General features: G+C 70.5%; 23 protein-coding genes. 8 read left to right on the top strand and 15 right to left on the bottom strand.

Features of this window, described 5'->3' with window-relative positions:
- Window positions 1-438: 438 nt before the first annotated feature.
- Window positions 439-771, bottom strand: a complete 333-nt coding sequence (locus tag ACFY1U_RS29320; RefSeq protein ID WP_390697116.1) for a hypothetical protein — start codon at window positions 769-771, stop codon at window positions 439-441.
- The gene (locus tag ACFY1U_RS29315) at window positions 768-2633 is read right to left on the bottom strand and encodes a polymorphic toxin-type HINT domain-containing protein (protein ID WP_390697115.1); all 1866 of its coding nucleotides are present in this window, start codon (window positions 2631-2633) and stop codon (window positions 768-770) included. The genes ACFY1U_RS29320 and ACFY1U_RS29315 overlap by 4 nt, the downstream gene beginning before the upstream one ends.
- Window positions 2634-3279: 646 nt before the next feature.
- Here ACFY1U_RS29315 and ACFY1U_RS29310 point away from each other — a divergent pair.
- Window positions 3280-6582 (top strand): S8 family serine peptidase, encoded by a 3303-nt coding sequence (locus ACFY1U_RS29310; RefSeq protein WP_390697114.1) that lies wholly within the window; start codon window positions 3280-3282, stop codon window positions 6580-6582.
- Window positions 6583-6777: 195 nt separating this feature from the next.
- Here the strand turns inward: ACFY1U_RS29310 and ACFY1U_RS29305 are convergent, their stop codons facing one another.
- The 6 genes from ACFY1U_RS29305 to ACFY1U_RS29280 form a co-directional block, all read right to left on the bottom strand.
- Window positions 6778-7008, bottom strand: coding sequence for a hypothetical protein (locus tag ACFY1U_RS29305; RefSeq protein WP_390697113.1), 231 nt, complete (start codon window positions 7006-7008; stop codon window positions 6778-6780).
- Window positions 7009-7030: 22 nt separating this feature from the next.
- Window positions 7031-7273 (bottom strand): hypothetical protein, encoded by a 243-nt coding sequence (locus ACFY1U_RS29300; protein WP_390697112.1) that lies wholly within the window; start codon window positions 7271-7273, stop codon window positions 7031-7033.
- Between the two features lie 189 nt (window positions 7274-7462).
- Window positions 7463-7729, bottom strand: coding sequence for a hypothetical protein (locus ACFY1U_RS29295; RefSeq protein ID WP_390697111.1), 267 nt, complete (start codon window positions 7727-7729; stop codon window positions 7463-7465).
- A gap of 125 nt (window positions 7730-7854) precedes the next feature.
- Window positions 7855-8112 (bottom strand): hypothetical protein, encoded by a 258-nt coding sequence (locus ACFY1U_RS29290; protein WP_390697110.1) that lies wholly within the window; start codon window positions 8110-8112, stop codon window positions 7855-7857.
- A 2-nt stretch (window positions 8113-8114) separates the two neighbouring features.
- Window positions 8115-9248: a WXG100 family type VII secretion target gene (locus ACFY1U_RS29285; protein WP_390697109.1), complete on the bottom strand. Its 1134-nt coding sequence runs from the start codon at window positions 9246-9248 to the stop codon at window positions 8115-8117.
- Complete coding sequence (locus ACFY1U_RS29280) at window positions 9245-9577, bottom strand: type VII secretion target (protein ID WP_390697108.1); 333 nt, start codon at window positions 9575-9577, stop codon at window positions 9245-9247. The genes ACFY1U_RS29285 and ACFY1U_RS29280 overlap by 4 nt, the downstream gene beginning before the upstream one ends.
- Window positions 9578-9797: 220 nt before the next feature.
- Here ACFY1U_RS29280 and ACFY1U_RS29275 point away from each other — a divergent pair, with 220 nt between their 5' ends.
- Complete coding sequence (locus ACFY1U_RS29275) at window positions 9798-10145, top strand: DUF1330 domain-containing protein (RefSeq protein WP_390697107.1); 348 nt, start codon at window positions 9798-9800, stop codon at window positions 10143-10145.
- 13 nt (window positions 10146-10158) lie between these two features.
- On the opposite strand, the gene ACFY1U_RS29270 is transcribed toward ACFY1U_RS29275, so the two are convergent.
- Window positions 10159-11352, bottom strand: a complete 1194-nt coding sequence (locus tag ACFY1U_RS29270) for an acetyl-CoA acetyltransferase (protein ID WP_390697106.1) — start codon at window positions 11350-11352, stop codon at window positions 10159-10161.
- An 88-nt stretch (window positions 11353-11440) separates the two neighbouring features.
- Between ACFY1U_RS29270 and ACFY1U_RS29265 the strand changes: the two genes are divergently transcribed.
- Together ACFY1U_RS29265 and ACFY1U_RS29260 are read left to right on the top strand one after the other, a co-directional pair.
- On the top strand, window positions 11441-12631 hold the full coding sequence (locus ACFY1U_RS29265; protein WP_390697105.1) for an acyl-CoA dehydrogenase family protein: 1191 nt from the start codon (window positions 11441-11443) through the stop codon (window positions 12629-12631).
- Window positions 12628-13092, top strand: coding sequence for a nitroreductase family deazaflavin-dependent oxidoreductase (locus tag ACFY1U_RS29260; RefSeq protein WP_390697104.1), 465 nt, complete (start codon window positions 12628-12630; stop codon window positions 13090-13092). Before ACFY1U_RS29265 ends, ACFY1U_RS29260 begins: the two co-directional genes overlap by 4 nt.
- Before the next feature lie 47 nt (window positions 13093-13139).
- Here the strand turns inward: ACFY1U_RS29260 and ACFY1U_RS29255 are convergent, their stop codons facing one another.
- The gene (locus ACFY1U_RS29255) at window positions 13140-13760 is read right to left on the bottom strand and encodes a LysE family translocator (RefSeq protein ID WP_390697103.1); all 621 of its coding nucleotides are present in this window, start codon (window positions 13758-13760) and stop codon (window positions 13140-13142) included.
- A gap of 82 nt (window positions 13761-13842) precedes the next feature.
- Here ACFY1U_RS29255 and ACFY1U_RS29250 point away from each other — a divergent pair, with 82 nt between their 5' ends.
- The gene (locus ACFY1U_RS29250) at window positions 13843-14295 is read left to right on the top strand and encodes an Lrp/AsnC family transcriptional regulator (protein ID WP_365836101.1); all 453 of its coding nucleotides are present in this window, start codon (window positions 13843-13845) and stop codon (window positions 14293-14295) included.
- Window positions 14296-14392: 97 nt separating this feature from the next.
- Here ACFY1U_RS29250 and ACFY1U_RS29245 read toward each other — a convergent pair whose 3' ends face one another.
- A complete protein-coding gene (locus tag ACFY1U_RS29245) occupies window positions 14393-15028 on the bottom strand; it encodes a TetR family transcriptional regulator (RefSeq protein WP_123970478.1) in 636 nt (211 codons plus the stop codon).
- Between the two features lie 135 nt (window positions 15029-15163).
- On the opposite strand from ACFY1U_RS29245, the gene ACFY1U_RS29240 reads away from it, so the two are divergent.
- Window positions 15164-15910, top strand: coding sequence for a VOC family protein (locus tag ACFY1U_RS29240; RefSeq protein ID WP_390697102.1), 747 nt, complete (start codon window positions 15164-15166; stop codon window positions 15908-15910).
- Between the two features lie 225 nt (window positions 15911-16135).
- Complete coding sequence (locus ACFY1U_RS29235) at window positions 16136-18496, top strand: PQQ-binding-like beta-propeller repeat protein (protein ID WP_390697101.1); 2361 nt, start codon at window positions 16136-16138, stop codon at window positions 18494-18496.
- 251 nt (window positions 18497-18747) lie between these two features.
- Here ACFY1U_RS29235 and ACFY1U_RS29230 read toward each other — a convergent pair whose 3' ends face one another.
- The 3 genes from ACFY1U_RS29230 to ACFY1U_RS29220 are packed head-to-tail and all read right to left on the bottom strand — an operon-like array spanning window position 18748 to window position 21097.
- Window positions 18748-19524, bottom strand: coding sequence for an enoyl-CoA hydratase/isomerase family protein (locus ACFY1U_RS29230; RefSeq protein ID WP_390697100.1), 777 nt, complete (start codon window positions 19522-19524; stop codon window positions 18748-18750).
- The gene (locus ACFY1U_RS29225) at window positions 19521-19937 is read right to left on the bottom strand and encodes a Zn-ribbon domain-containing OB-fold protein (RefSeq protein ID WP_390697099.1); all 417 of its coding nucleotides are present in this window, start codon (window positions 19935-19937) and stop codon (window positions 19521-19523) included. Before ACFY1U_RS29225 ends, ACFY1U_RS29230 begins: the two co-directional genes overlap by 4 nt.
- Window positions 19938-19939: 2 nt before the next feature.
- Window positions 19940-21097: a lipid-transfer protein gene (locus tag ACFY1U_RS29220; RefSeq protein WP_390697098.1), complete on the bottom strand. Its 1158-nt coding sequence runs from the start codon at window positions 21095-21097 to the stop codon at window positions 19940-19942.
- Window positions 21098-21189: 92 nt separating this feature from the next.
- Here ACFY1U_RS29220 and ACFY1U_RS29215 point away from each other — a divergent pair, with 92 nt between their 5' ends.
- On the top strand, window positions 21190-22752 hold the full coding sequence (locus ACFY1U_RS29215; protein WP_390697097.1) for a FadD3 family acyl-CoA ligase: 1563 nt from the start codon (window positions 21190-21192) through the stop codon (window positions 22750-22752).
- Window positions 22753-22823: 71 nt separating this feature from the next.
- Here ACFY1U_RS29215 and ACFY1U_RS29210 read toward each other — a convergent pair whose 3' ends face one another.
- Complete coding sequence (locus ACFY1U_RS29210; protein WP_390697096.1) at window positions 22824-23006, bottom strand: hypothetical protein; 183 nt, start codon at window positions 23004-23006, stop codon at window positions 22824-22826.

Here is a 23006-nt window from a genome sequence, read left to right as displayed (position 1 = left end):
CACGGGCAGCTGCCGTACACGAAGTGCGTGTGGGCGCGGTTCCTGCTCCCGGAGCGGCCGGAGAGGACGGGCCGTGCTCCGGCTGCTTTATGAATACGCCGTTCGCCTGCTCACCGGGCCACGCGCCAACAGCCGTCGCCTGCCGGACGACTGGAACCTCGCACATGAGCCACGGGCACCGGACCCGTACGTCTGGCGGCTCCCGAATCCGCACGACGCCCGGTGGCGCCGCTGGGCCAGGCGGTCCCGCGCGGTCGGTCACCGCCTGCCATTTCCGTGCGATGAAGAGTGCTGGCACAGCCCCACACGCCCCGGCACCCCCCTCTGGGAAGCCGCCGACGAAATGGTCCGGCCGTACGTAGTGGACGCAGGGCCGCTCTCGTAGTCGGCGTGCGGCGGTGGTCGGCGCACCGCCGCACGCGGACAAAGAGACGCTCGCTAGCGGGACCCCTCGCTGGTGCCGTGTCCGGCGTCGGCGAGCCAACAGGCACCGCCCTGGGGGCGCCAGTCGAACCGGTCGAGCATGGCGACGACCCGACGCACCAGAGCCTCGGGACTGCCGGTCCACGCCTCGAAACCGTTGACGCCGAGGTCGCCCACAGCCATCAGCCGGCCGCACAGCAACTCGGTGAGTGCTTCCGTGGCCACGACCCGGAAATCGCGGCCGGACTGTTCGGCCGTCTCCTGTGCGAGCCCGATCAGGCGGTCGACGGGCACCCAGTCGTCGAGCGCTTCCTCCAGCAGCTCGCTGATGATGAACTCCGTGCTCATGACGGCAGGTGCACCTTCTTTCCCTTGCCTGTGACCGGGAAGATATCGATGGTCTCGCCACCTGAGGCGGATGACGCACGCCACTGGATGATCGTGCCGTCGGGGAGCTGGTACACATCCGGGATCTTCGGTCCGCGGGCCGGCAGCCGCTTGGCGTCCTTGGTCCACCGCTCGAAGGTCCTGCGAAGCTCCGCGGCGGTCGAGATCTCCTTCACATGGCTCTGCTTGCCGTTGGGGAGGGCGTCGAACTCGGCCTTCCACTTGCCGCAGCCGTTGGTGTTGTGAACCAGCAGCGGTGTGCTGCCGGCCATGACGTAGAAGGTGTGCAGATCATCGACGGAGAGGTTGCGGACCTTCTGGTCGGAAGCGGTCCAGGCTCTCACCGCGCCGACCTGTACCCGGGTGCCCGCGCTGGTCCGGAGCCAGGCTCCCGGTCGCAGCTGGTCCGCGGTCGCCCAGGCTTCGAGGTCGTCCACCCAGAACGGGTGCTCGTCCGTGGCCGTGACCGTGGCGGGCCCCTGGTCGGTCTGCACAGTGACGTCGACGAGGTTCTTCTCGCCCTGACCGGTGAACAGAGCCGTGACCGGCTCGGGCTGCCGGCGGCCGGTGTCGGGATCGGCGGCCAGGACGCGATCCCCTTCCCGGACCTGTTCGATGGGCACCTGGGAACCGTCCGCCATCAGCACCCTGGTGCCGTCGGGGAAGCTGTTGCAGGTGACGACCTGTTCGCCCTTGCGGGCCTTGCGTATCTCGTCCGCTGTGAGCAGCCGGTCGCCGGTCCGCAGCCAGCTCAGCACGGACACGCCGCCGAGCAGGCGTTCCTGGGTGGTCAGCTTCTGGCCGGTGGCCAGGTCCTTGCCGACGAGCGCCTCGACGATGCCCTTGCCGTCGCCGACCCCGGGCAGCAGGTCCAGCAGCAGTGACATCCTGCGCTGCTGCTCGGCGTCGTCCAGGAGGGACTTTCCGGAGGCCCAGGTGTCCCCGAGGCCGGAGAGGTCGAAGTCGAGCCCCGACATGTCGCGGAGTTTCTCCGCGCCCTTCTTGATGCCGGGTACGTGCTTGTTCGCCTCGTCGACTCCCTTGTTGGCCTCGCGGATTCCCTCGTTGAGCTCCTTCATGCCCTTGTTGGCCTTGTCGATGCCCTTGTTGGCCTCGGCCAGGCCCTTGTTGACATCGCGGACGCCCGAGTTCATCGTGTCCAGGCCGCGGTTCATCTTGGCGAAACCCGCGTTGATCTGGTCGAGCGTTTCGTTGAGCTCGTTCAGCTCCTTCTCGAAGTCGAAGACCGGTTTCGCCTCCGGGTACTTCTTCTGCTCGGGGAAGTACTCGCCGAGCGCGACGGTCAGGAAGGTGAGGGCGAGCAGGGAGTCGTTCTGGTCTCCGAGCAGGGAGTCCGCCTTGGCCAGGTTCTCCCCGAGCTTTTCCAGGTGCGGCTGGGCGCTCTTGAAGGTCTGAACGGCCTTTTCCAGAAGTTTCAACTGCTGTGCGGGGTCCGGCGACTTGCCGGGATCCACGAGATCCAGCGGCTTGAGGGCCTCGATGGCCTTGATGTTCTTGTCGAGATCCTTGAAGCTCGCTCCGTGGTCCTTCATGGCGTCCTGCGCCGTGTAGAGGAACACCCCTACACCGACCCCCAGCGCGATGGCCTTGCCCGCGAACTGCTTCAGGCACGCCGGCCGCTCAAGCAGCGGCAGACGGTCGCAGTTCGCGTACTGGGCCACCTTGCGGACAATCTCCGCGAGCCTTTCCACCCGCCCCTGCTCCGCAGCTTGGGCACTGGCCGCGGAACCCACGCAGCCCGTGAAGGCGATGGCCAAGGCGACGAAAAACGCCGCGATCTTTGATCTGAAATTGTTGTGCATGCATTCCTTGACCGGCGCGCGCGGATATCGGTCGGCGCACCGGTTCTGATTCCCCGTGCCGGAAAGGCAACTTAGCTACTGACCAGTAGTCAGATGGTCGTGAGGAGTGTAACAGGGATTGCATGTACGCCCCGCAGCCCCCCTGGCGCGGCGGGGCGTACGCGTGACCCACGGAGGCCCGCCGAGCACTCGGGCGCCCTCGCGTCACTTCAGGAGATTTCACCGAGAAAAAGTCAGCGCGAATCTTCGCTTGGCGTATTTGGCATTGCGTCCGGAATGCCGACCGAACCTCCGCCTCGCTCTGCCGCCTCCGACGCGGGCCGGGGTCAGGGCTTCGGCGTAGTCGTATGACGTCCGGTTCGTGGTCGTCCGAGGTCGAGGAGTGCAAGGGGTCGGTAGCGTGGTGCGGGAAACGTACAGATCCCCCCAAAACGGAACTGTCACCCCCTGCGTTCATTTTGCTTTCACGCTCCTTGCGCAAGTTACTTCGCCGTCAATTCGGCGCCTGGGAGCGAGCCTTGTTCGCCTTTCCAGAACATTCCTGAATCTTTAATCGCGCTAAATTCTTCCGCCTGCTGTAGGGGACAAGATCGACGCGCGGCCGTCCTCGGGCGGCCCCAACCCCCCACTCCCAGCGGAGAAGTACATGCACAACAGAAGAACGGGCGGAGCCGGTAGGCGAGTTGCCCTCACCGGATCGCTCCTGCTGAGCGTTCTCGCCCTGGGTGCCGTTCCCGCGACGGCCACCCCCGCTCCCGCTCCCGCTCCCGCCCCCGCCTCTGCCGCCGCCGGCGGCGGCACGCAGCGCGTCATCGTGCTGATGCGCGACCAGCACCCGGAGTTGTCCCCCAGGACGAACGCCGTCCGCCGCGACAAGGCGGTGGCCCAGGACCAGGCACCGATCCTGTCGCTGCTCAGGAACGGCGGTGCGAAGCACGTCAGGCAGCTGAGCCTGGTCAACGCCGTCGCCGCGACACTGAAGCCCTCGGAGATATCCCGGATACGTGCCGACCGGCAGGTGGCCGCCGTCGTACCCGACCTGCCGATACGGCCGCCCCGGCTCCGGACCGCCTCGGGCACCACCGCCACCGGCGCGGCCCGCTCGTCGACCGGCACGACCGCCACCGCCTGTCCGAAGGACCCGAAGCACCCGGTCGTCGAGCCGGAGGCCCTGGCGCTGACGAAGACCGACGCCGCCCACAAGCTGGCCTCCGGCAAGGGCGTGAAGATCGCCTTCATGGCCGACGGAATCGACGTCGACAACCCGGAGTTCGTCCGCCCCGACGGCAGCCATGTGATCACCGACTACGAGGACTTCACCGGCGAGGGCACGAACGGGAGCACCAGCGGCGGAGAGGGGTTCGGTGACGCCAGTTCCCTCGCCGCACAGGGCAGCCGGACATACGACCTGGCGGAACAACTGCCCTACTCCACCAAGGTGCCCAAGGGCTGCACCTTCCGTATCCGCGGCTTCGCGCCGGACGCGGAGCTGATGAGCCTTCAGGTCTACGGCGGGAAGGCCGCCGCCCTCATGTCCGGTTTCGTCCAGGCCGTCCAGTACGCCGTCGAGCACCACGCCGACGTCATCAACCAATCCTTCGGCTGGAATTACTACCCGGACCCGGCCACCGACCCGGTCCGGCTGGCCGACCGGGCCGCCGTCGCCGCCGGTGTCACGGTCGTCGCCGCCACCGGTGACTCCGGCGTCTCCGGCACCATCGGCTCCCCGGCCGGCGACCCGGACGTGATCGGGGTCGGCGCCACCACCGCGCAGCGGCTGGCGTCCCGCGGCTACGGCTACCCCGGCTGGACCAGCGACAACATCGCCGCCCTGTCCTCCGGCGGCACCACGCTCGGCAACAAGCTGGTCGACCTGGTCGCGCCGGGCGACAGCGGCATGGCCGCCTGCACCCCCGGCCCGCGCTGGACGGCCTGCTCGCAGCCGACCCTGGTGTTCGGCGGTACGAGCCAGTCGGCCCCCTTCGTGGCGGGCGCGGCGGCCGACGTCATCCAGGCGTACAAGGCCACGCACGACGGTGCCCGCCCCGCGCCCGGCCTGGTCAAGCGGCTGCTGACCGGCACAGCCACCGATCTGCGCGTCCCCGCCGACGAGCAGGGCGCCGGACTGCTGAACACCGACGCCGCCGTCCGCGCGGCCCGCGTCACCGGGGGCAGCGCAGACAGCGCTGCCCTGGTCCCCTCGGCCGGGCAGCTGGACCTCAGCGGCCGTCCGGGCACCACCCGGCACACCACGGTGACGCTGACCAACACCGCGAACCGGCCCCAGAAGGTCACCATGACCTCCCGTACCCTCGGCGCGACGACGTTCCGTTCCGAACGCACCGTCACCGTCGGCGCACCGCTGGGCGACACCCCCTTCGGCCGGCTCGCTGTCAAGCCGTTCACCGTCCGGATCCCGAAGGGCACTCCCTTCCTGGACCTGACCACGGCCTGGCCGGGCAAGGACGGGGGCGGCCGCCTCATCCCGGTCCTGTCCGACCCGAAGGGCCGGCTGGTCCAGATGGGCTACGACGCCGGCGGCAGCGGGCACAGCAACCACCAGTACGTCGACGTGCACGACCCGGTGCCGGGCATCTGGACCGTCAAGATGGTCTGGAACTACGGCGCGAGCGGCCTCCAGTCGGCGAACGACAAGCCCGGCACCTACCGCGGCCCCGTGCACGTCCAGGTCACCGGTCGGCGCTGGACCTCGGCGGGTGTGCCCGCGCGGACCAGGACCGTCCCGGCGGGCGGCACGGCCACCTTCCCCGTGACCGTGCCGATCCCGCGCCCGGCGGGTGACACGCCGTTCTCCCTCCAGTTCGCCTCGGACGCCGGTACGCACCTGTCGCTTCCGGTGGCCCGGCGGACCCTGGTCGCGGTCGACCCCGCACCCGGTCACAGCAGCTCGTTCACCACCCGGATCACCGGCGGTGTGGGCCGCGACGCGGGCCAGGCCAACGGCTACTACCTCGACGTCCCGGCGGGCCGGCGCAACCTGACGGTCGACCTGACCGCGCAGGACGCCGACACCGAGCTCAACTACTACCTGATCAGCCCCCAGCAGCAGATCATCGCCCGGGACGCCAACCGCACCTACGGGAAGACGCCGGCCCCCACCAAGTACGCGAGCCTGACCGTCAACCGGCCCGCCGCGGGCCGCTGGACGCTGATCGTCGCCCTGCCCAACCCGGTCAGCGGCAACGAGTTCAGCGAACAGGTCACCGGCCGCGTCCGCCTCGACGCCCCCGTCACCGTGAGCGCCCCGGGCCTGCCGAACAGCCCGGCCCGCGTCATCAAGCAGGGCAGCAAGCTCAAGGTCACGGTGCGGGTGCCCAACCCGGGGCCGGCGAAGCGGTTCTACTTCCTCGACCCGCGCCTCGCCGCCTCGGCCGACGTCGTCCTCCCGGAGCCGGACGGCAAGACCACGGTCCCCGTGGGCGGCTACAACACCTACTGGTGGGTTCCCACGCACACCACGGCCCTGAAGGCCACGGTCACCGCGGACATCCCCGTGGACACGTCGCTCCGTCCCTGGAACGGCGAACCCGAGGTCCTGGGCGCACCGGGGCCCGACGGATCGGGGGTGGCCACGGCCACCGCCGACCAACTGGCATCGGGAGTCTGGTACGTGGGCGTCTCGGCGCCCGGCCCGTTCAAGGACTCCACCGCGCCCACGGGCACCGCCAAGGTGACCGTGACCGCCACCACCCAGCCCATCGACACCGCGGCCCATGCCTCGACGGGATCGTTCTGGGACTTCACCGGGGACTACACCCCACTCTCCGTCGCCGCGGGCAAGACGGGCACGATGACCCTCACCCTCGCCCCGACGGCCCCCGCCGGCACGGTCGTCCACGGGATCCTCTACGTGGACAACGACACGGCGATGGGCAGCGGGCAGGGCTCAGAGATCACCGGCATCCCGTACACGTACACCGTCGGCTGACCCAGCCGTCCACCGACACGACCGTCGGCCGGCCCCTGAGGGTCGGCCGACGGTCGTGGTCGCGGGCGCTGTGGCGGAGGCCGGCCGCGATGTTCTGGGGTTCGGGGTCCAGGTGGCCGCAAGTCTCATGTCGCCCACAGCTCACTCGTCCGGTCCCGGAGAGATACGGGGCCCAGGTCGCCCGACGTCACGCGGTCACCACAGCCACACGCCAAGGGCGACGACACCGAGGCCGATCGCGATGGTCAGCGGCCCGATCGCGTAACCGGCCCACTTCCTTCGACCCACAAGGCCCCGTATACCGATGGACATGGCTCCACCGACAAGGACGATCACGCACCCCACGAGCATGACGAGCGCCGCAAAGAAGGAGACCCAGCCGGGGTCGTAGTTCGGGTTGTTGTGTGCGACCCCTGCCAGCATCATGTCGCCGAGCCCATCGTGCACGTCACCACAGCCCGAAGCTCCAGCCGGCGATGGCAAGACCGATCGCGAGAATCATCGGCCCGAGAACGTAGTTGCCCACCTTCTTCTGATCGCTGACGTTCCAGAGAGCGACGGTCAGGGCGGCGCCGATGACGACGATCAGGCACCCGCCCACCCCGAGGAGCGCCCAGAAGAAGCCGGCCCAGGTGGCGGGGTGGTCCGGGTTGGGGGTCACCGTGGCCGCAAGCCTCACGTTGCCGATCATGCTCACTCGTCCTTCGCCAGATCCTGGACATCTGCCTCCCTGGGCGTGATCGACGCCGTGGTTTCAGGTGTTGCCGAAGGCAACGGGCGTGGCGTCAAGGCGTCCTCCGCGATGGTCGCGCCGTCCTGGTGGTTCCAGACGTCGGCCGTGAGGTCGCTGACCCCATGGCACCGTTGACGGTGGTGCTGTTCAAAGCAGCCACACGCCGAGGGCGATGATCGCAAGGCCCACGCCCCCGAAGCACCCCGTCGTGGCGAGGAGTACGCGCCAAAGGCCCCGTTCACGCGGCCGCTCGGCACTACGCCACGCAGTGAAGCCCGCGATCACACCCGCGAGAACGAGCGCACCGCCAGCGATCACGACCAGCGCCGCGAAGAAGCCCTTCCAACCGGGGCGGTAGTGCGGGTTGTTGTGCGCGACTCCGGCAAGGATCACGCCCCCCAGCTCACCGTGCACGAATCACTCGCTCGCTTTCTTGGCGTCCTTGGCCATATCCGGCGGAGCCCGGCCGGCAGCCTGCCGCCATGACGCGGTGCGGTCCGATGCCGCCCGGGCCGAGCCGGGGTGGCGGGATGCCCGCCTCAGTACAGCCACACGCCAAACGAGATGATCGCCAGGCCCACAACTGTGAGGCAACCCAACGTGCCGAGGAGCACACGCCACTGGCCTCGGTAACGCGGCTCCTCGGCGCTGCGCCACGTGGTGACGACCGCGAACACTCCCGCAAGGATGAGCATGCCCCCGACCGCTACGACGAGCAGCCCGAAGAAACGCTCCCAGGTGAACGGGTGATGCGGGTTCGGAGTCCAGACAGCTGCAAGCCTCACGTTGCCGACCACTCTCACTCGTCCTTGGCCAGGTCCTGGACATCCGACTCGATGCCGGAGCCGGCAGCGTAAACCCCCGTGTTCAAGGTGGTGCCCACGGTGTTCTTGAAGGCGCTGTCGGCGAGTTTGCCCCGGTCGCTGAGGTTTTCGCCGCCGAGGCTCCCATGCTGTTCCAAAGCGTGGTTGAGGCCGTGGTTCTGCGCATTGCCGAAGGCGCCGGTTGCGGCGTTCGTGAGTGCGTTCTGCCCCATCGTCGATCCGTCCTGACCGCTGATGAGGTCGGCGGTGAGCCCGCCGGCCACATTGCCGGCCGCGCCGTTCACCGTGGTGCCCAGCAGGCCGTCTCCCCTCAGGACGTTGCCGACTACCCCGGTGACTCCCGCTGTCTCCGCGATGGTCGCGCTGCCTGCGGTGAAGAGAGCCGTTCCGGCGGCGGCCCGGGTACCGCTGACCAGATCGTCCCCGACGGTCACGGGCTGGCCGTGGACAGCCTGGTTCAGCATCGAGCTGGCGGAGTCCGCCACGAAGTTGGTGACGAAGCTCTCGGTGCCCTTCTTGAGGAACTTCCCGCTGAACTCGGCCACCTTGGTGAGCACGCTTGCCAGCTTCGCCGCCCCTTCCTCGGTGAGCGTACCGAACCGCTCCAGCAGCGCCGCCACCTTCTCCGCCGCCGACGTGAACAGCTTCACCAAGTCGACGATCTTGGCGACCCGCGTGGCCACGGCCGTGTTCGCGACGAGGTCGGAGAGGAAGCCGGTGAAGAAGGAGAGCGCGGCGCCGGCGATCTCCATCTCGGCGATCTCGACGCAGATGTCGATGATCTCCTCGTTGATCTTGTCGATCTCGTCGGCGTACGCCCGCAGCCCGTCGGCCACCTGGTGGAAGTTGTGGGCGACGTCGTCGATGACGCGCTTCTGCTCCGCCCAGTGCTTCTCGAAGGCGTCGCGGGCCTCGCCGTGCCAGCCCTGCTTGTCGACGCCCTGGATCTGCAGGTCGAGGGCGTGCGCGACCTCTGTCAGCTCGTTGCCCATGGTGTCCCAGGCACCGGCGATCGTACGGAGCGTGTCGCCGTTGCCGCCCGGGAGCTCCACGCCGCAGGCCTGGAGGATCTCGAGGACCTTGCCGTCGATCCAGCTGTTGATGCTCACGCCGGGCCTCCTGCCGGTCGGGTCGCGGCGCGCAGGTGCTCGACGGCGGTCTGGTCCGAGTTCTTGTAGTTGGTGGCGTTGAGACGCAACCGGTCGCCGTCGCTGGTGAGAACGGCAGGCAGCTGCCCGAGCGCCTTGAGGGTGCCGTTCAGCAGCGTCTGGTACTTCTGCGCCGCACCGTCACAGGCACCGAGCAGGCCGAAGGCCTCCCCGATCTGGGACGCGGTGGACGCGAAGGCGTTGACCGGCTTCGCCAGGTCCTTCGCTTCCCTGTCGAACTTCCCGGCAAGCTCGTTCAGCGTGTCCGGGTCGACACCGAACTGGCTCATTCCTGCTCCCCCGTTGTTGAGTACATGGACAGACACCAGCACTACCGGAGGCAGTGATCCACCGGGAAGGGCTGTTTGCGGGTTCCGGATGCGAAGATGGCGCGCCCTTTGCCCGGGACACCAGAGACCGCTTACCTCTCAGGTCATCGACCCCGTCGCGCCGGCCCTGTCACGATCGTCGGCATACGGACCCGACCGACCGGAAGGACGGCAACACCCCATGACCGCCTACGCGATAGCCCACCTGCAGGAAGCCGCCCCGCACCCGGAGATCGCCGAGTACATCGAGCGGGTCTCCGGCACCTTCGAGCCGTACGGCGGCCGTTTCCTGGTGCACGCCACGCAGCACGAGGTGAAGGAGGGCAGCTGGCCCGGGCATGTCGTGGTGATCGGGTTTCCCGGGATCGCCGAGGCGCGGGCCTGGTGGGACTCGCCCGCGTACCAGGAGATCGCACCGCTGCGCTCGCGGCACATCGACGGCGACATCATCCTGGTCGAGGGTGTTGCAGGGGACTACGACCCGGCCTCCACCGCACGTGCGATGCGTGAAGCCCTGCCCGCCGAGTAGCCCTCGCCGCCCGTCACCTGCCCAGCACCACCGTCCCGGAGGAGCAGAACCAGCCACCCGTGCCGGAGGCCACGCCCAGGCGCGGCAACTCCCCGTCCGCAGCCCGGATTTGCCGCGCTCCCGCCTCCCCGCGCAGCTGCCGTACCGCCTCCACCAGCAGGAACAACCCCCGCATCCCGGGGTGCTGGGCCGACAGCCCGCCGCCGTCCGTGTTCACGGGGAGCTCCCCGCCCTCGACCCTCAGCCGCCCCTTCTCCACGAACGCTCCGCCCTCCCCCTTCCCGCAGAACCCGAGATCCTCGAGCGTCACCAGCGTCATGTAGGTGAAGGCGTCGTAGATCTGCGCGAAGTCCATCTCCTGAGCCCGCACCCCGGCCCGCCCGAACGCCAGCCGCCCGCTCACCGCGGCCGGCGACACCGTGAAGTCGGGCCACTCGGACATCGCGGCGTGCGAGACGTGCTCGCCGGTGCCGAGCACCCAGACCGGAGCGGTACGGCAGTCCCGTACGTACTCCTCGGCGGCCAGCAGCACCGCCGCCCCGCCGTCGGAACGTATGCAGCAGTGCAGCTTGGTGAAGGGGTCCGCGATCACCGGGCCGGAGAGGACCTCGTCCATGGTGATCGGGGTGCGGAACGTCGCGTCCGGGTTCAGCGCGGCGTTCGCCCGCGCCTGGACGGCGACGGACGCCAACTGCTCGATCGTCGTGCCGTGTTCGATCATGTGGCGGCGGGCCGCCATCGCGTACTTGGCGATCAGCGTGTGGCCGTACGGCACCTCGAACTGCAGCGGGCCCCGCGCTCCGAAGGAGAGGTTGCCGGTGCGGCGGCCCGCCCTGATGTCCGCGCGGGCCGTCGAGCCGTACGCCAGCAGGACGGCGTTCGCGTGGCCCGCCGCTATCGCGTCCGCCGCGTGGGCCGCCATCACCTCCCACGTCGAGCCGCCGACCGCCGTCGAATCGACCCAGGTGGGACGCAGGCCCAGGTACTCGGCCACCTCGACGGGCGGGAGGGTGCCCGTGCCCGCCGAGGCGAAGCCGTCCACCACCTCGCGGGCCAGCCCCGCGTCGGCCAGTGCGCGGCGGGCCGCCTGGGCGTGCAGGGTGTACGGGGTGGCGTCGTCCACGCGGCCGCAGTCGGAGAGGGCCACGCCGACCACGGCGACCTTCCGGCTCCGGGTCGTCGTCCGGTGTGCCGTCCGGGGAGTCATGAGCGGCCTCCTGCCTCTGTGCATATCGCTGCGCCCCTCCTAATATGACGGACCGTCAGATGCTGAGGGAAGAGAGTGGGGGACAGCCATGGACGCCGGCTTCACGGCCGAGCAGGACGGGATCCGCCGCAGCCTGCGCGAACTGCTCCGCAAGCGCTGCGGCCCCGAGGAGCTGCGTGCCGCCCTCGACACCCCCGCCGGACACGCCCCGGCCCTGTGGGCCGCCCTCGCCGATCAGCTGGGCCTGCCGGGGCTCGCCCTCCCGGAGGCGTACGGCGGAATCGGCTGCTCGGTGACCGAACTCGCCCTGGCGGCCGAGGGGTCGGGCCGGGCTCTCGCCCCCTCTCCGCTGCTCGCGACCTGTGTGCTCGCCGCACCCCTGATCCTCGCCCTCGGCACCGACACCCAGCGCGCCGCCCTGCTGCCCCGCATCGCCGACGGCACCCTCACGGCCGCCCTCGCCGTCCCGGGCGCCGCCCTCGCCACCGCCCTCGCCCTCACCGGCACGGGCGACGGCGACTGGGCGGGCGGGGGCCGCGCGGGGGGCGTCCAGGCCCGGCGGGCGGGCGACGTCTGGCGGCTGTACGGGCAGGTCGACCAGGTGCTGGACGGCCACAGCGCGCAGCTCCTGCTGGTCGCCGCCCACACCGGCGGCTTCGCCCGCTCACGGACCCTCCTCTTCCTCGTGACGGGGGACGCGGCCGGACTCGTACGCATACGGCAGACCGCACTCGACGCGACCCGGCCGCAGGCCCGGGTCCAACTACGCGACGTGGAAGCGGAGTTGCTGGGCGCGGAAGACGGGAGTGAGGTTCTCGCTGCTCTCTCCGCCGTGGGCGACACGGCCGCCGCCGTCCTTGCCTGCGAAGCCGTCGGGGCCGCCGACCACGCGCTGGAACGGACCGTCGAATACGTCAAGCAGCGCGAGCAGTTCGGGCGGGCGATCGGGTCCTTCCAGGCCGTGAAGCACCGGTTGGCCGACGTGTACGTCCAGGTCCAGGCGGCGCGCTCGGCCGCCTACTTCGCCGCGTGGGCCACCGCCCATGGTGAGCAGGTGGGCGGGCTCGCCCTCGCGCAGGCCCTGGAGGCGTTGCGCGGCGCCGCGGCCGAAGGGATCCAGTTGCACGGCGGCATCGGTTTCACCTGGGAGCACGAGGCGCATCTGTACTTCAAGCGCGCCGCGGGCGACGAGCTGCTGTTCGGGCCGGTGCACCGGCTGCGGGCGCACGCCGCCGACGCGGCGCACCTTTTCGACCAGGGGCGCGAGGTGGCGGTGTGATCGGCGAACGACTGGTGCAGAAGGTGTCCTCGACGAGGGGCTTCGCGAAGGTGGCGCCGCACGTCGTGCCGGCGCTCGACAAGGCCGTACACCGACTGACGCGCGGAAAGTACCTGCTCAGTGCGCAGATGCTGCCCGGAGTGATCCTGACGACCACGGGTGCGCGCAGCGGCCTCCCGCGTCGTACGCCCCTCGCCTGTATGCCGGAGGAGGGAGGCTGGCTCCTCATCGGCTCCAACTTCGGCCGCACCGACCATCCGGCCTGGACCCACAACCTCCTCGCCCGTCCCGACGCCGACATCAGCTGGAAGGGCCAGGACATACCGGTCACGGCCCGGCTGCTGGAGGGTGAGGAGAGGGGGGCGGCCTGGAAGGCGTTGTTGGCCTTCTGGCCGCCGTATGCGACGTATCAGGCCCGGGTGGAGCGGGAGATACGGGTGTTCAGGGTGGTGCGGCGCTGATCACCGACGGCCCGGGGGAGCCGCAAACCGGTATGGCCGGCGGGGTGCTACAAGGTCGCCAGCCGCTGCACCAGCAAGAACGCCCCGATCCCCAGCATCGCCGCCCCCGACGTCCGCGTCACCGCACGCGCCGCGGACGGGCGGGCACCCAGGACCGCTCGGGCGCCCAGACCCACCGTGAGGTAGACAGCCGCACAGCACCCCATGTGGAGCAGGCCGAGGGTGGCCGTCTGGACGGGGACCGGCAGGTTCCCGTGGGTGGTCAGGAACTGCGGCAGGACCGACAGGTACAGCAGTAGGCCCTTCGGGTTCAGACCGCTGATCGTCGCGCCGCGCAGGAAGACGCGGGCTCGGGAGGCCTCGGCGGGTTCGTCCGTCGTGCCCGGGGTGCCCGGGCGGCGCAGCACCCCCCAGCCCAGCCACACCAGATACCCGGCGCCCGCCACCGTCAGCACGGTCAGCAGTCGCGGCTCGCCCGCCACCAGCACCGCGAGCCCGGCCACCGCCAGCGCCGTGTGCAGTGCGTACCCGCCGACCAGACCGCCCACCGCCCACCCGACGGAACGGCCGCGGAGTCCGGTCGAGATCGCGTACGCCCAGTCGGCGCCCGGCACGCACACCAGCAGAAGATCGAGGGCGAGGAAGGAAAGCAGCAGTCCGGTGTCCATGTGAGCGACATTAGGCTCGAATGTCCCGAAAGTGTTCCCGGATATTGCTCGATGCGGCACTTTTCATGGAAAGATCTGCCTCATGGACGACGTTGATCGGAAAATCCTTGCCGAGCTGCAGCAGGACGGGCGGCTGACCGTGACCGAACTGGCCGGGCGGGTGCGGCTGAGTGTCTCGCCGTGTCATCGGCGGCTGCGGGAGCTGGAGCGGTCGGGTGCGATCAGCGGGTACCGGGCGGTGGTGGAGCCGACCGCGGTGGGGCTGACCTTCGAGGCGCTGGTCTTCGTGTCCATGCGGCAGGAGGACCGGGACACGGTCGCCGGGTTCGAGCGGGCGCTCGCGGACATCCCCCATGTTCTGGACGCGCAGCGGCTGTTCGGTGAGCCCGACTATCTGCTGCGGGTGGCCACCGCCGACCTCGCCGCCTTCCAGCGGCTGTACGACGAGCGGCTGGCCACGTTGCCGGGAGTGCAGCGGCTGACGTCGACGCTGGTCATGAAGCATGTGGTGCGGGACCGTCCGCTGCCCGCATAGCGCGGCAGGCGGCGGTTCACCGTCGGGGTGAACCGCCGCCTGCCAGACAGGACTTGGGCCTCGAAAAAGAGATCGGTGAAGAGATCCGTGGAGAGATCTATTTCGTCGGCTTCTTGCCGGTCACGCCCAGGTGCACCAACAGCGCCAGGTTCGGCTTGAGTTCAGCCTGCTTGACGCCCCAGGTCTGGAATCCCTTCTGGTGCGAGGCGACCGCCGCGAGCATCGCGACCAGTGAACCGGCGACCGCCGCCGGGTTCACGTCCTTGTCGACCCTTCCCTTGGACTGCAGTTCGGTGATCGAGTCGGTGAGGGAGTTGTTCACCGAGTTGAGGATCTTCATGCGGATCTTGTAGAAGCGTTTGTCGCCCTCGGCCGCACCGAGGTCGACGACGCGCAGGATCGCGTCGTTCTTGCGCCAGAACTCGAGGAAACCGTCCACGAGTTCCTGCGCGGTCTGCCAGCCGGCCTTGCCGACCCAGGAGCGGCCCTCGAGGAGCGCGGTCAACTGCCCGCCCTCGGTGGCCATTTGCTCGGCGATCTCCAGGACGGCACCTTCGACGTCCGGGAAGTACTGATAGAAGGTCGCGGGCGAAGTGCCCGCTTTCCGGGCGACATCGATGACTTTGACGTCCCGGTAGGGGGAGGAGCTGAGCATCTCGCTGAGGCAGTCGAGCAGCTTCTGCCGGGTCGCCTGCCCACGCCGGCCGGCCACGCGGCCGTCGACGGTACGCACTTGTCCTGTCATGTCGTCAGCTTACCGAGGGGTGATGGGAGCGCGATTCGGCCGACTGCAAATGGGGTGCACGAGAGGGCGGAGACGGGTGTGCCTGGTCCTGCGGGGTGCGTGAGTCGCCGTTAGTTTGGCGGTATGGCCGAAAACAGGGCATCCGCGTACGGAGAGGGCGTCCCGTGCTGGGTGGACGCGCAGCTTCCCGATGTGGAGGCGGGCAAGCGGTTCTACGGCGAGCTCTTCGGGTGGACCTTCGAGGACCGGCCGGAGGCGCCCGGCGGCTTCGTGTGGGCCCGCAAGGAGGGGGAGCCGGTGGCCGCGCTCGCGCGCAAGACGGACGGGCGGCTGCCGACCGTGTGGACCGTGTACTTCGCGACGCCGGACGCCGAGGCGCTGGCCGACCGGATCTGGGCGGCCGGCGGGCAGGTCGTCACGGCACCCACGCCGGTCGCGGAGCTGGGCACGGCCGCGCTGGTCACCGACCCCGAGGGCGCCGTCTTCGGGCTCTGGGAGCCGGGCGGTCACCCCGGCTTCGGTCGGCGGCACGAGCCCGGCACCTTCGCGTGGGCCGAGCTGTACGCCCGGGACGTGGAGGTCGCCAACACCTTCTACGGTGATCTCTTCCACGACGCCCTGTTCGGGCCGGACGCCAGGCCCGACTTCGGGCGGGCGGCCGTCTCGGAGGTCTTCCCGGCCGAGATGCCGCCCCACTTCCTGGTGCACTTCGGCGTCGAGGACTGCGAGGCAGCACTCGGGACGGTGAGCCGTCTCGGGGGTCGGATCTGGGCGCCAGTATTCGAGACGTCGTACGGAAGGGTGGCCGTCGTCACCGACAATCAGGGGGCGTCGTTCGCGGTGCTGGAACGACGGAAGCAGACCGACTGAAAACTGCTGACTGCAAAACTGCTGAAATAGACCGACTGAAACAGATCGTGCGGTGAAACGTACCGTTTTGCGGTGAGGCATCCCGACTCGGTCCCGGGTTCGCAACCAGTGCCCGGGACAGGAAGAATCAGGGTGCGTGCCGCCATGGCGGTGCGGTGGTGAGACGCTGCACGGGGTCGCGCAGAGATGTGGCCGGCGCGGCCCGTACGGGGAGGTGGCAGGCAAGTGGTGGATCAGCTGACACAGCACGATCCGCGGCGTATCGGTCCGTTCGAGGTGCTGGGGCGGCTCGGCGCCGGCGGCATGGGGCTGGTCTATCTCGCGCGCTCGGCGTCCGGCCGGCGTGTGGCGATCAAGACGGTCCGTACGGAGCTCGCCGAGGACCAGCTGTTCCGCGTCCGCTTCTCGCGCGAGGTCGAGGCCGCCCGGGCGGTCTCCGGCTTCTACACGGCGGCCGTGGTCGACGCCGACGCGCGCGCCGCCGTGCCGTGGCTGGCCACCGCATACGTCCCCGCGCCCTCCCTCGAAGAGATAGTGAACGAGTGCGGGCCGCTCCCGGCCCAGGCGGTGCGCTGGCTCGCGGCGGGGGTGGCCGAGGCGCTGCAGTCGATCCATGGCGCCGGTCTGGTGCACCGGGACCTGAAGCCCTCGAACGTCCTCGTCGTCGAGGACGGCCCCCGGGTGATCGACTTCGGTATCGCCTCCGGTGTTTCGAACACACGTCTGACGATGACGAACGTGGCGGTCGGCACACCCGCCTACATGTCGCCGGAGCAGGCGAAGGACTCGCGGTCCGTGACCGGAGCCAGCGACGTCTTCTCGCTCGGCTCGATGCTGGTCTTCGCGGCCACCGGGCACCCGCCCTTCCATGGCGCCAACCCGGTCGAGACGGTCTTCATGCTGCTGCGGGAGGGCCCGGACCTGGAGGGCCTCCCGGACGAGCTGCGCCCGCTCATCGAGTCCTGCATGCAGATGGAGGCCACCGCCCGCCCCAACCCGGCCGACCTCCAGGCCCAGCTGGCCCCCCACCTCTTCGGCTCCGGCACCGACGACAGCGGTACGGCCTCGGCCTGGCTGCCCGAGCGCGCGGTGAGCCTGATCGAGGCCCGCCGCAACGGCCGCCCGGCGGCGAAGCCGGGCCAGGGCGGCGGCCGTAGCGGCGGCGGCGCGCGCCCCGCCCCGCCCCCGCCCCCGCCCTCGCACGACCCCGTCGTACCGGCGTCCCCCGTGCCCGTCGGCGCCCCCGACACCGGCCCCGTCCGGCTGGCCGGCGCCCAGGTGCCCATCGGGCCGGGGCCGCGGGTCTCCGACGTCCGCGCCGCCGCCGTCAAGGCACCTCCTCCGGAGGCCGCCCTCGCCGCCTCCTGGTCCAAGCCGCGCCCCGGAGTCAACGGCGCCGATCCTGCCGTAGGCCCTGTCGTCCCCGCGTCGCTGCCCGCGCCGCCGGAGACGGCGGCAGGCTGGCGCCCCTGGCGTTTCCGTATGTCGAACGATGTGTGGGGCACCCCTGCGGTCTCCGGCGACCTCGTGTACGTCACCTCCTTCGAGGTGCACGCCCTGGACGTGGCCACCGGCCGGCGGCGCTTCAAGACGCGGGACGTGGCCTGGTCGATGGCGGTCGCCGACGGCCGTATCCACGCCTCCGACGGACCGACGCTGTTCGCCCTGGACTGCCGTGAGGGCGCCGACCTGTGGCGGCTGTCCACGGACGGCTGGGTGTACTCCCTGAAGGCCGACCGGGGCACGGTCGTCACCGGCACGCGCGGCGGCGGCGTCCAGGCGTGGGAGGCCTCCAACGGCCAGAAGCTGTGGGAACTGACCGGGGCGCAGACCGACTTCGAGTCCCCGGAGGCCGGGCCCGCCGTCCACGAGGGCACGGTCTACGTCTGGCAGGACGCCCGGCTGCGCGCCCTGGACGCCCGCACCGGCAAGGAGCGCTGGTCCTACCCGATCGGCGACGCGGCCTCCTGCGGCGGTGTGCCGGTACGGGTGACGCACGCCCCGGACGGATACGTGTACGTCTCCGCCGGCACCCGGGTCCTGGCGGTCGACGTGGCGAGCGGCCATGTGAAGTGGCACTTCGAGGCCCCCGCGGTCTTCCTGTGCCCGCCCACCTTCGCGCCCGGCCCCGCGGTCACCGGCGGCGGCATCTATCTGGTCGACTACCTCGGCACGGTCTACGCCCTCGACGCCACCGACGGCCGCGACCGCTGGCGCATCGCCACCGAGTCCCGGGCGTCGATCGACCCCGTGCTGGTGGCTGCCGGGCACGTCCACGTCGGCAGCGGCAAGGGCCTGTACACCCTGGACGCGGTCACCGGCACACCCAAGTGGCGCTTCCAGGCGGGCGGTGACATCGTCGGCGCCCCCGCGGTGGCGGAGGGCCGCATCCACTTCGGGTCCACGGACCACCTGCTCTACACCCTGAAGGCCGACGACGGCCGGCTGCGCTGGAAACTCGCGACCGGTGGTGAGATCACCGGCTCCCCGGTCGTGAAGGACGGCGTCGTGTACGCGTGCAGCAAGGACCGCTGCGTGTACGCGCTGGACGCGGAGAAGGGGACGGGGACCGCCCGGCCCGCCTAGCTGCTGGTGACGGCCGTCGTACCGGCGTCACGGAAGGGTGCGGACGGCGGCCGTCCCACCTAGACGCTACGCCGGGTGCGCGGCGGTCGCCATGTGGTGAGTTCGCCCCCGCCGCCCCTACCCGTCCCGTACCTGGGGGCTCGCCCCCAGACCCCCGATCGGCCTGAACGGCCTCGTCCTCAAACTCCCCCACTCTCGGCTTCGCTCGAGCGGGGGGACCCCCACGACGGGCTGAAAACAGCCGGGGCGACTCAACGGGTTCGGAACGACCTCCCGCGCCCGGCGAACAGCTCTGCCTGCCGTTCGGTCGGGAGGTTCCCGAGCGCGACCAGGTGGGCCGCCTGCGCGAAGCCCGGGGCGACGGCGCTCTCCTTCGCCGCCCACAGGGCCCGCACCGTCCCCTGGACGCCCTCCGCCGGATACCCGGCGATCACGGCGGCGCATGCCGTTGCGGCCGCCAACGCCTCGCCGGGCTCGGCGAGTTCGGAGACGAGCCCGATGTCGTACGCCCGTCGGGCCCCGATCCGCTCCGCCGTCCCCATCAGCATCATCCGCGCGACCTCCCCGTACGGCATCCGCTGCGCCATGAGCACGGACTCGTAGGCGCTGACCATGCCGTACGTGGTGTGCGGGTCGAAGAAGGCGGCGGTGGTGTCGGCGACGACGAAGTCCGACTCCCCGAGGAGATAGAAGGCGCCCCCGCAGGCCATGCCCTGTACGGCGGCGACGACCGGCTTCCACAGGTCGCTCGACTTCGGGCCGACATGGAGGAGCGGATCGTCCGCCATGTAGGGGGAGTGGGGCTGCGGGACGACGGCGCTCCGGTCCAGGCCCGTGCAGAAGGCGCGCCCACCGGCACCGGTGAGGACGACGGCGCGTACCGAGTCGTCGAACCGCAACTCCCGCCAGACCTCCCGCAGTTCGTCCCGCATGGCCAGGTCGACGGCGTTGTGCCGCTCGGGCCGGTCGAGGGTGACGACCGCGACGCCGGTGTCCTTGTCGGCCGTGAGCCGGACAGTGTTGGTCATGAGCGCTCCAGCACCCACTGCGGAAGACCCTCGCCGTCGAACACGACCTGCACCTTGGCACCGATCCGGATGCGCCCGGCCGGTACCGAGTCGAGTCGCGCACCGGCCTCGGCGACGAGGTTGCCGACGAGACGGATCCGCGGGGCGTCGCTGAGCTCGACGACGATGACGTTGTACGGGGCCTGGGCCGCGTAGTCGGGCAGGAGCGGCGGGTGGGGCACGACGTACGACCAGATACGCCCGTGACCGGCGACCTCGCGCCACTCGCTCGCGAAGGACTGGCAGTGCGGGCAGCAGGGCCGGGGCGGGAAGCGGAGCTCACCGCAGTCGGCGCAGGCCTGGACACGGAGTTCGCCCTGGCGGGCGTAGCCCCAGAAGGGGGCTCCCTCGGAGTCGATGACGGGATCAAGCATGGTCAGCTCCTCAGCAGAAGGGCGGAGGTGGGCACGCCTTCACCGGCGGTGACGAGGCAGGTGGCGGCGTCCGGGACCTGGGCGGTGCTGGTGCCGCGGAGCTGCCGTACGCCTTCGGTGATGAGGTTGAACCCGTGGACGTAGGCCTCGCTCAGCCCGCCGCCGCTGGTGTTGAGGGGCAGCCGCCCGCCGATCTCCAGGGCCCCCTGCTCGGTGAACGCCCCGCCCTCGCCGCGGCCGCAGAAGCCGTAGCCCTCCAGGGAGAGCGGTATGAGCGCGGTGAACGCGTCGTAGATCTGGGCGACGTCGACATCCTGGGGTGTGAAGTCGGCGTGTTTCCACAGGTGCCGGGCGGCGGTCCAGGCGGGGCCGGTGAGCGGGTCGTCGTTCCAGTAGTTGACCATGCCGTGGTGCTGGGCGGGCAGGCCCTGGGCGGCGGAGTGGACGTAGACGGGCCGTCGTCTGCAGTCGCGTGCCCGTTCCGCGGACACCACCACGCACGCCAACGCGCCATCCGTCTCCAGGCAGTTGTCGAAGAGGCAGAGCGGCTCGCTGATCCAGCGGGAGGTCATGTACATCTCGCGGGTCAGGGGGCGGTCGTACATCACCGCGGCCGGGTTCTGGTTGGCCCTGTTCCGGCAGGCGAGGGCGACGTTGAAGAGGTGGTCGCGGGTCGCGCCGTACTCGTGCATGTAGCGGCGCGTCAGCATGGCGATCTCGTCCGCGGGGCGCAGCAGGCCGAAGGGGCGGGTCCACTGGGCGGGGGTGGGCAGCTGGACGGTGGTGTTCTTCCAGGGGCGGGGGCCGCTGCCCCGCTTGCGTGAGCGCCAGGCGACGCCGACGGTGGCCTGACCGGAGGCGATGGCGGCGGCGAGATGGGCGACGGTGGCGCAGGAACCGCCGCCCCCGTAGCCGACCTTGCTGAAGAAGGTGAGGTCACCGAAGCCGACGGCCTTCGCCAGCTCCACCTCGTCGGTCTCCTCCATGGTGTAGGAGGCGAGCGCGTCGACCTCGCCGGGCGCGATCCCGGCGTCGTCCAGGGAGGCGAGGACGGCACGGCAGGCAAGGGTCCGCTCGTCCTCGTCGAGGCGTTTGGCGAAGGGGGTCTGCCCGATGCCGACGATCGCGGTGGCGTCCTTGAATCCGGTGATTCCGGCCATGCTGGTGCACCTCCGCATGCTGTCCCCTCAGCTGACAGGGCGTCAGGCTACAGCTAATCTGACGGGTAGTCAGCTAGTAGTAGGGGGCTGTTGTGCGCGGTGACGTGGAGTGGGGCAGCATTCCGGGACTCGTCCGGTCGGCGGCCGAGCGGTTCGCGGACGCCGAGGCGGTGGTGGAGGGCCGTACCCGGATCTCGTACGCCGAACTGGGCGCCCGCGTCGAACGGTCGGCGGCGGCCTGTGTCGCGGCGGGCGTCTCACCGGGCGACCGGGTCGCGATCTGGGCCCCGAACTCGCTGGACTGGATCGTGGCGGCGCTGGGCGCGGTGTCGGCCGGGGCGGTGCTCGTGCCGGTCAACACGCGCTTCAAGGGGGCTGAGGCGGCGGACGTCCTGCGCAGGAGCGGGGCGCGGCTGCTGTTCGTGACGGGGACCTTCCTGGGGACCTCGTATGTGGCCTCGCTGCGGCGGGCGGTCGAACGGGGGCCTGGGCTGCCGGATCTCGACCAGGTGGTGGTGCTGTCGGACGACGCGCCCGAGGACTTCCGCACCTGGAAGGACTTCCTCGCGGGCGGGGACGGCGTCGGGCCGGCCGAGGTGCGGGCGCGTTCGGCGGCCGTGGAGGGGTCCTGGCCGTCGGACATCGTCTTCACGTCCGGTACGACGGGCCGCCCCAAGGGCGCGGTGATCACGCATGCGCAGACGCTGCGGGCGTACGAGATCTGGTGCGATCTCGCGGGACTGAGGCAGGGCGACCGCTACCTCATCGTGAATCCCTTCTTCCACACCTTCGGGTACAAGGCCGGGGTCCTGGCCTGTGTGATGCGCGGCGCGACGATGATTCCCCAGCCGGTGTTCAACATCGACACGGCCCTCGCGAACATCGCGGCGGAACGGGTGTCCGTACTGCCGGGGCCGCCGACACTCCACCAGTCCCTGCTCGACCACCCCGCCCGCGACGCCCACGACCTCTCGGCGCTGCGGCTGGTGGTGACGGGCGCGGCGGTGGTGCCGCTGCGACTCGTGGAGCGGTTGCGCGGGGAACTGGGCGTGGAGACGGTCCTGACGGCCTACGGCCTCTCGGAGGCCAGCGGCATAGTGACGATGTGCCGGCGCGGCGACGACCCCACGGTGATCGCCTCGACGTCCGGCCGGGCGATCCCCGGCACCGAGGTACGCGTCGAGGCCCGTACCGGGGAGCCCGGCGAGGTCCTGGTCCGCGGCTTCAACGTCATGCGCGGCTACTACGAGGACGAGGCGGGCACGGCGGAGGTCCTGACGCAGGACGGCTGGCTGCGGACCGGGGACGTGGGCGTCCTGGACGCCGAGGGGAACCTGCGGATCACCGACCGGATCAAGGACATGTTCATCGTCGGCGGCTTCAACGCCTACCCCGCGGAGATAGAGCAACTCCTCGGCCTGCACCCGGATGTGGCCGACGTCGCCGTGATCGGCGTACCGGACGCGCGGCTGGGGGAGGTCGGCAAGGCGTATGTCGTACGGCGGCCGGGGACCACGCTGACGGCCGACGACCTGATGGCCTGGGCGCGGCGCGAGATGGCGAACTACAAGGTGCCGAGGGCGGTGGAGTTCGTGGGGGAGCTGCCGCGGAACGCGAGCGGCAAGGTGGTGAAGGGGGAGCTGCGCAGATCCTGAAAACACCTCGGCCGCGGCAGCTCCCCTCCGGGCTGCCGCGGCCGATCCCCCTGGGGAGGAAGGACTGGGCCTCAGGCCTTCTGGTCCGTGGCGTGCAGGTTGTCCGGCGTGACGGTGGCGCTGCCGCTGTCCGCCTTGAGCGGGTTCACCCCGGTGAGCGGTTCGCTCGTCGCGTGCAGGTTGTCCGGGCTCACCTCGGTACCGTCCTCGACGTCCGTGGCGTGCAGGTTGTCCGTGGTGTTCTCGTCGCTCAT

It is taken from the genome of Streptomyces sp. NPDC001351, from assembly GCF_042896045.1.
In the GTDB taxonomy this organism is placed as follows: domain Bacteria; phylum Actinomycetota; class Actinomycetes; order Streptomycetales; family Streptomycetaceae; genus Streptomyces.
The sequence above is the reverse complement of the archived record's forward strand: the minus strand, read 5'-3'. Positions and strand labels throughout refer to the sequence as shown.

Excerpts from the sequence above, each read along its gene's own strand:
- ACFY1U_RS29320 (WP_390697116.1), bottom strand. The coding sequence starts at position 771 with ATGAGCACGGAGTTCATCATCAGCGAGCTGCTGGAGGAAGCGCTCGAC.
- ACFY1U_RS29315 (WP_390697115.1), bottom strand. The coding sequence starts at position 2,633 with ATGCACAACAATTTCAGATCAAAGATCGCGGCGTTTTTCGTCGCCTTG.
- ACFY1U_RS29310 (WP_390697114.1), top strand. The coding sequence starts at position 3,280 with ATGCACAACAGAAGAACGGGCGGAGCCGGTAGGCGAGTTGCCCTCACC.
- ACFY1U_RS29305 (WP_390697113.1), bottom strand. The coding sequence starts at position 7,008 with ATGATGCTGGCAGGGGTCGCACACAACAACCCGAACTACGACCCCGGC.
- ACFY1U_RS29300 (WP_390697112.1), bottom strand. The coding sequence starts at position 7,273 with ATGATCGGCAACGTGAGGCTTGCGGCCACGGTGACCCCCAACCCGGAC.
- ACFY1U_RS29280 (WP_390697108.1), bottom strand. The coding sequence starts at position 9,577 with ATGAGCCAGTTCGGTGTCGACCCGGACACGCTGAACGAGCTTGCCGGG.
- ACFY1U_RS29275 (WP_390697107.1), top strand. The coding sequence starts at position 9,798 with ATGACCGCCTACGCGATAGCCCACCTGCAGGAAGCCGCCCCGCACCCG.
- ACFY1U_RS29270 (WP_390697106.1), bottom strand. The coding sequence starts at position 11,352 with ATGACTCCCCGGACGGCACACCGGACGACGACCCGGAGCCGGAAGGTC.
- ACFY1U_RS29265 (WP_390697105.1), top strand. The coding sequence starts at position 11,441 with ATGGACGCCGGCTTCACGGCCGAGCAGGACGGGATCCGCCGCAGCCTG.
- ACFY1U_RS29255 (WP_390697103.1), bottom strand. The coding sequence starts at position 13,760 with ATGGACACCGGACTGCTGCTTTCCTTCCTCGCCCTCGATCTTCTGCTG.
- ACFY1U_RS29250 (WP_365836101.1), top strand. The coding sequence starts at position 13,843 with ATGGACGACGTTGATCGGAAAATCCTTGCCGAGCTGCAGCAGGACGGG.
- ACFY1U_RS29240 (WP_390697102.1), top strand. The coding sequence starts at position 15,164 with ATGGCCGAAAACAGGGCATCCGCGTACGGAGAGGGCGTCCCGTGCTGG.
- ACFY1U_RS29230 (WP_390697100.1), bottom strand. The coding sequence starts at position 19,524 with ATGACCAACACTGTCCGGCTCACGGCCGACAAGGACACCGGCGTCGCG.
- ACFY1U_RS29225 (WP_390697099.1), bottom strand. The coding sequence starts at position 19,937 with ATGCTTGATCCCGTCATCGACTCCGAGGGAGCCCCCTTCTGGGGCTAC.
- ACFY1U_RS29220 (WP_390697098.1), bottom strand. The coding sequence starts at position 21,097 with ATGGCCGGAATCACCGGATTCAAGGACGCCACCGCGATCGTCGGCATC.
- ACFY1U_RS29210 (WP_390697096.1), bottom strand. The coding sequence starts at position 23,006 with ATGAGCGACGAGAACACCACGGACAACCTGCACGCCACGGACGTCGAG.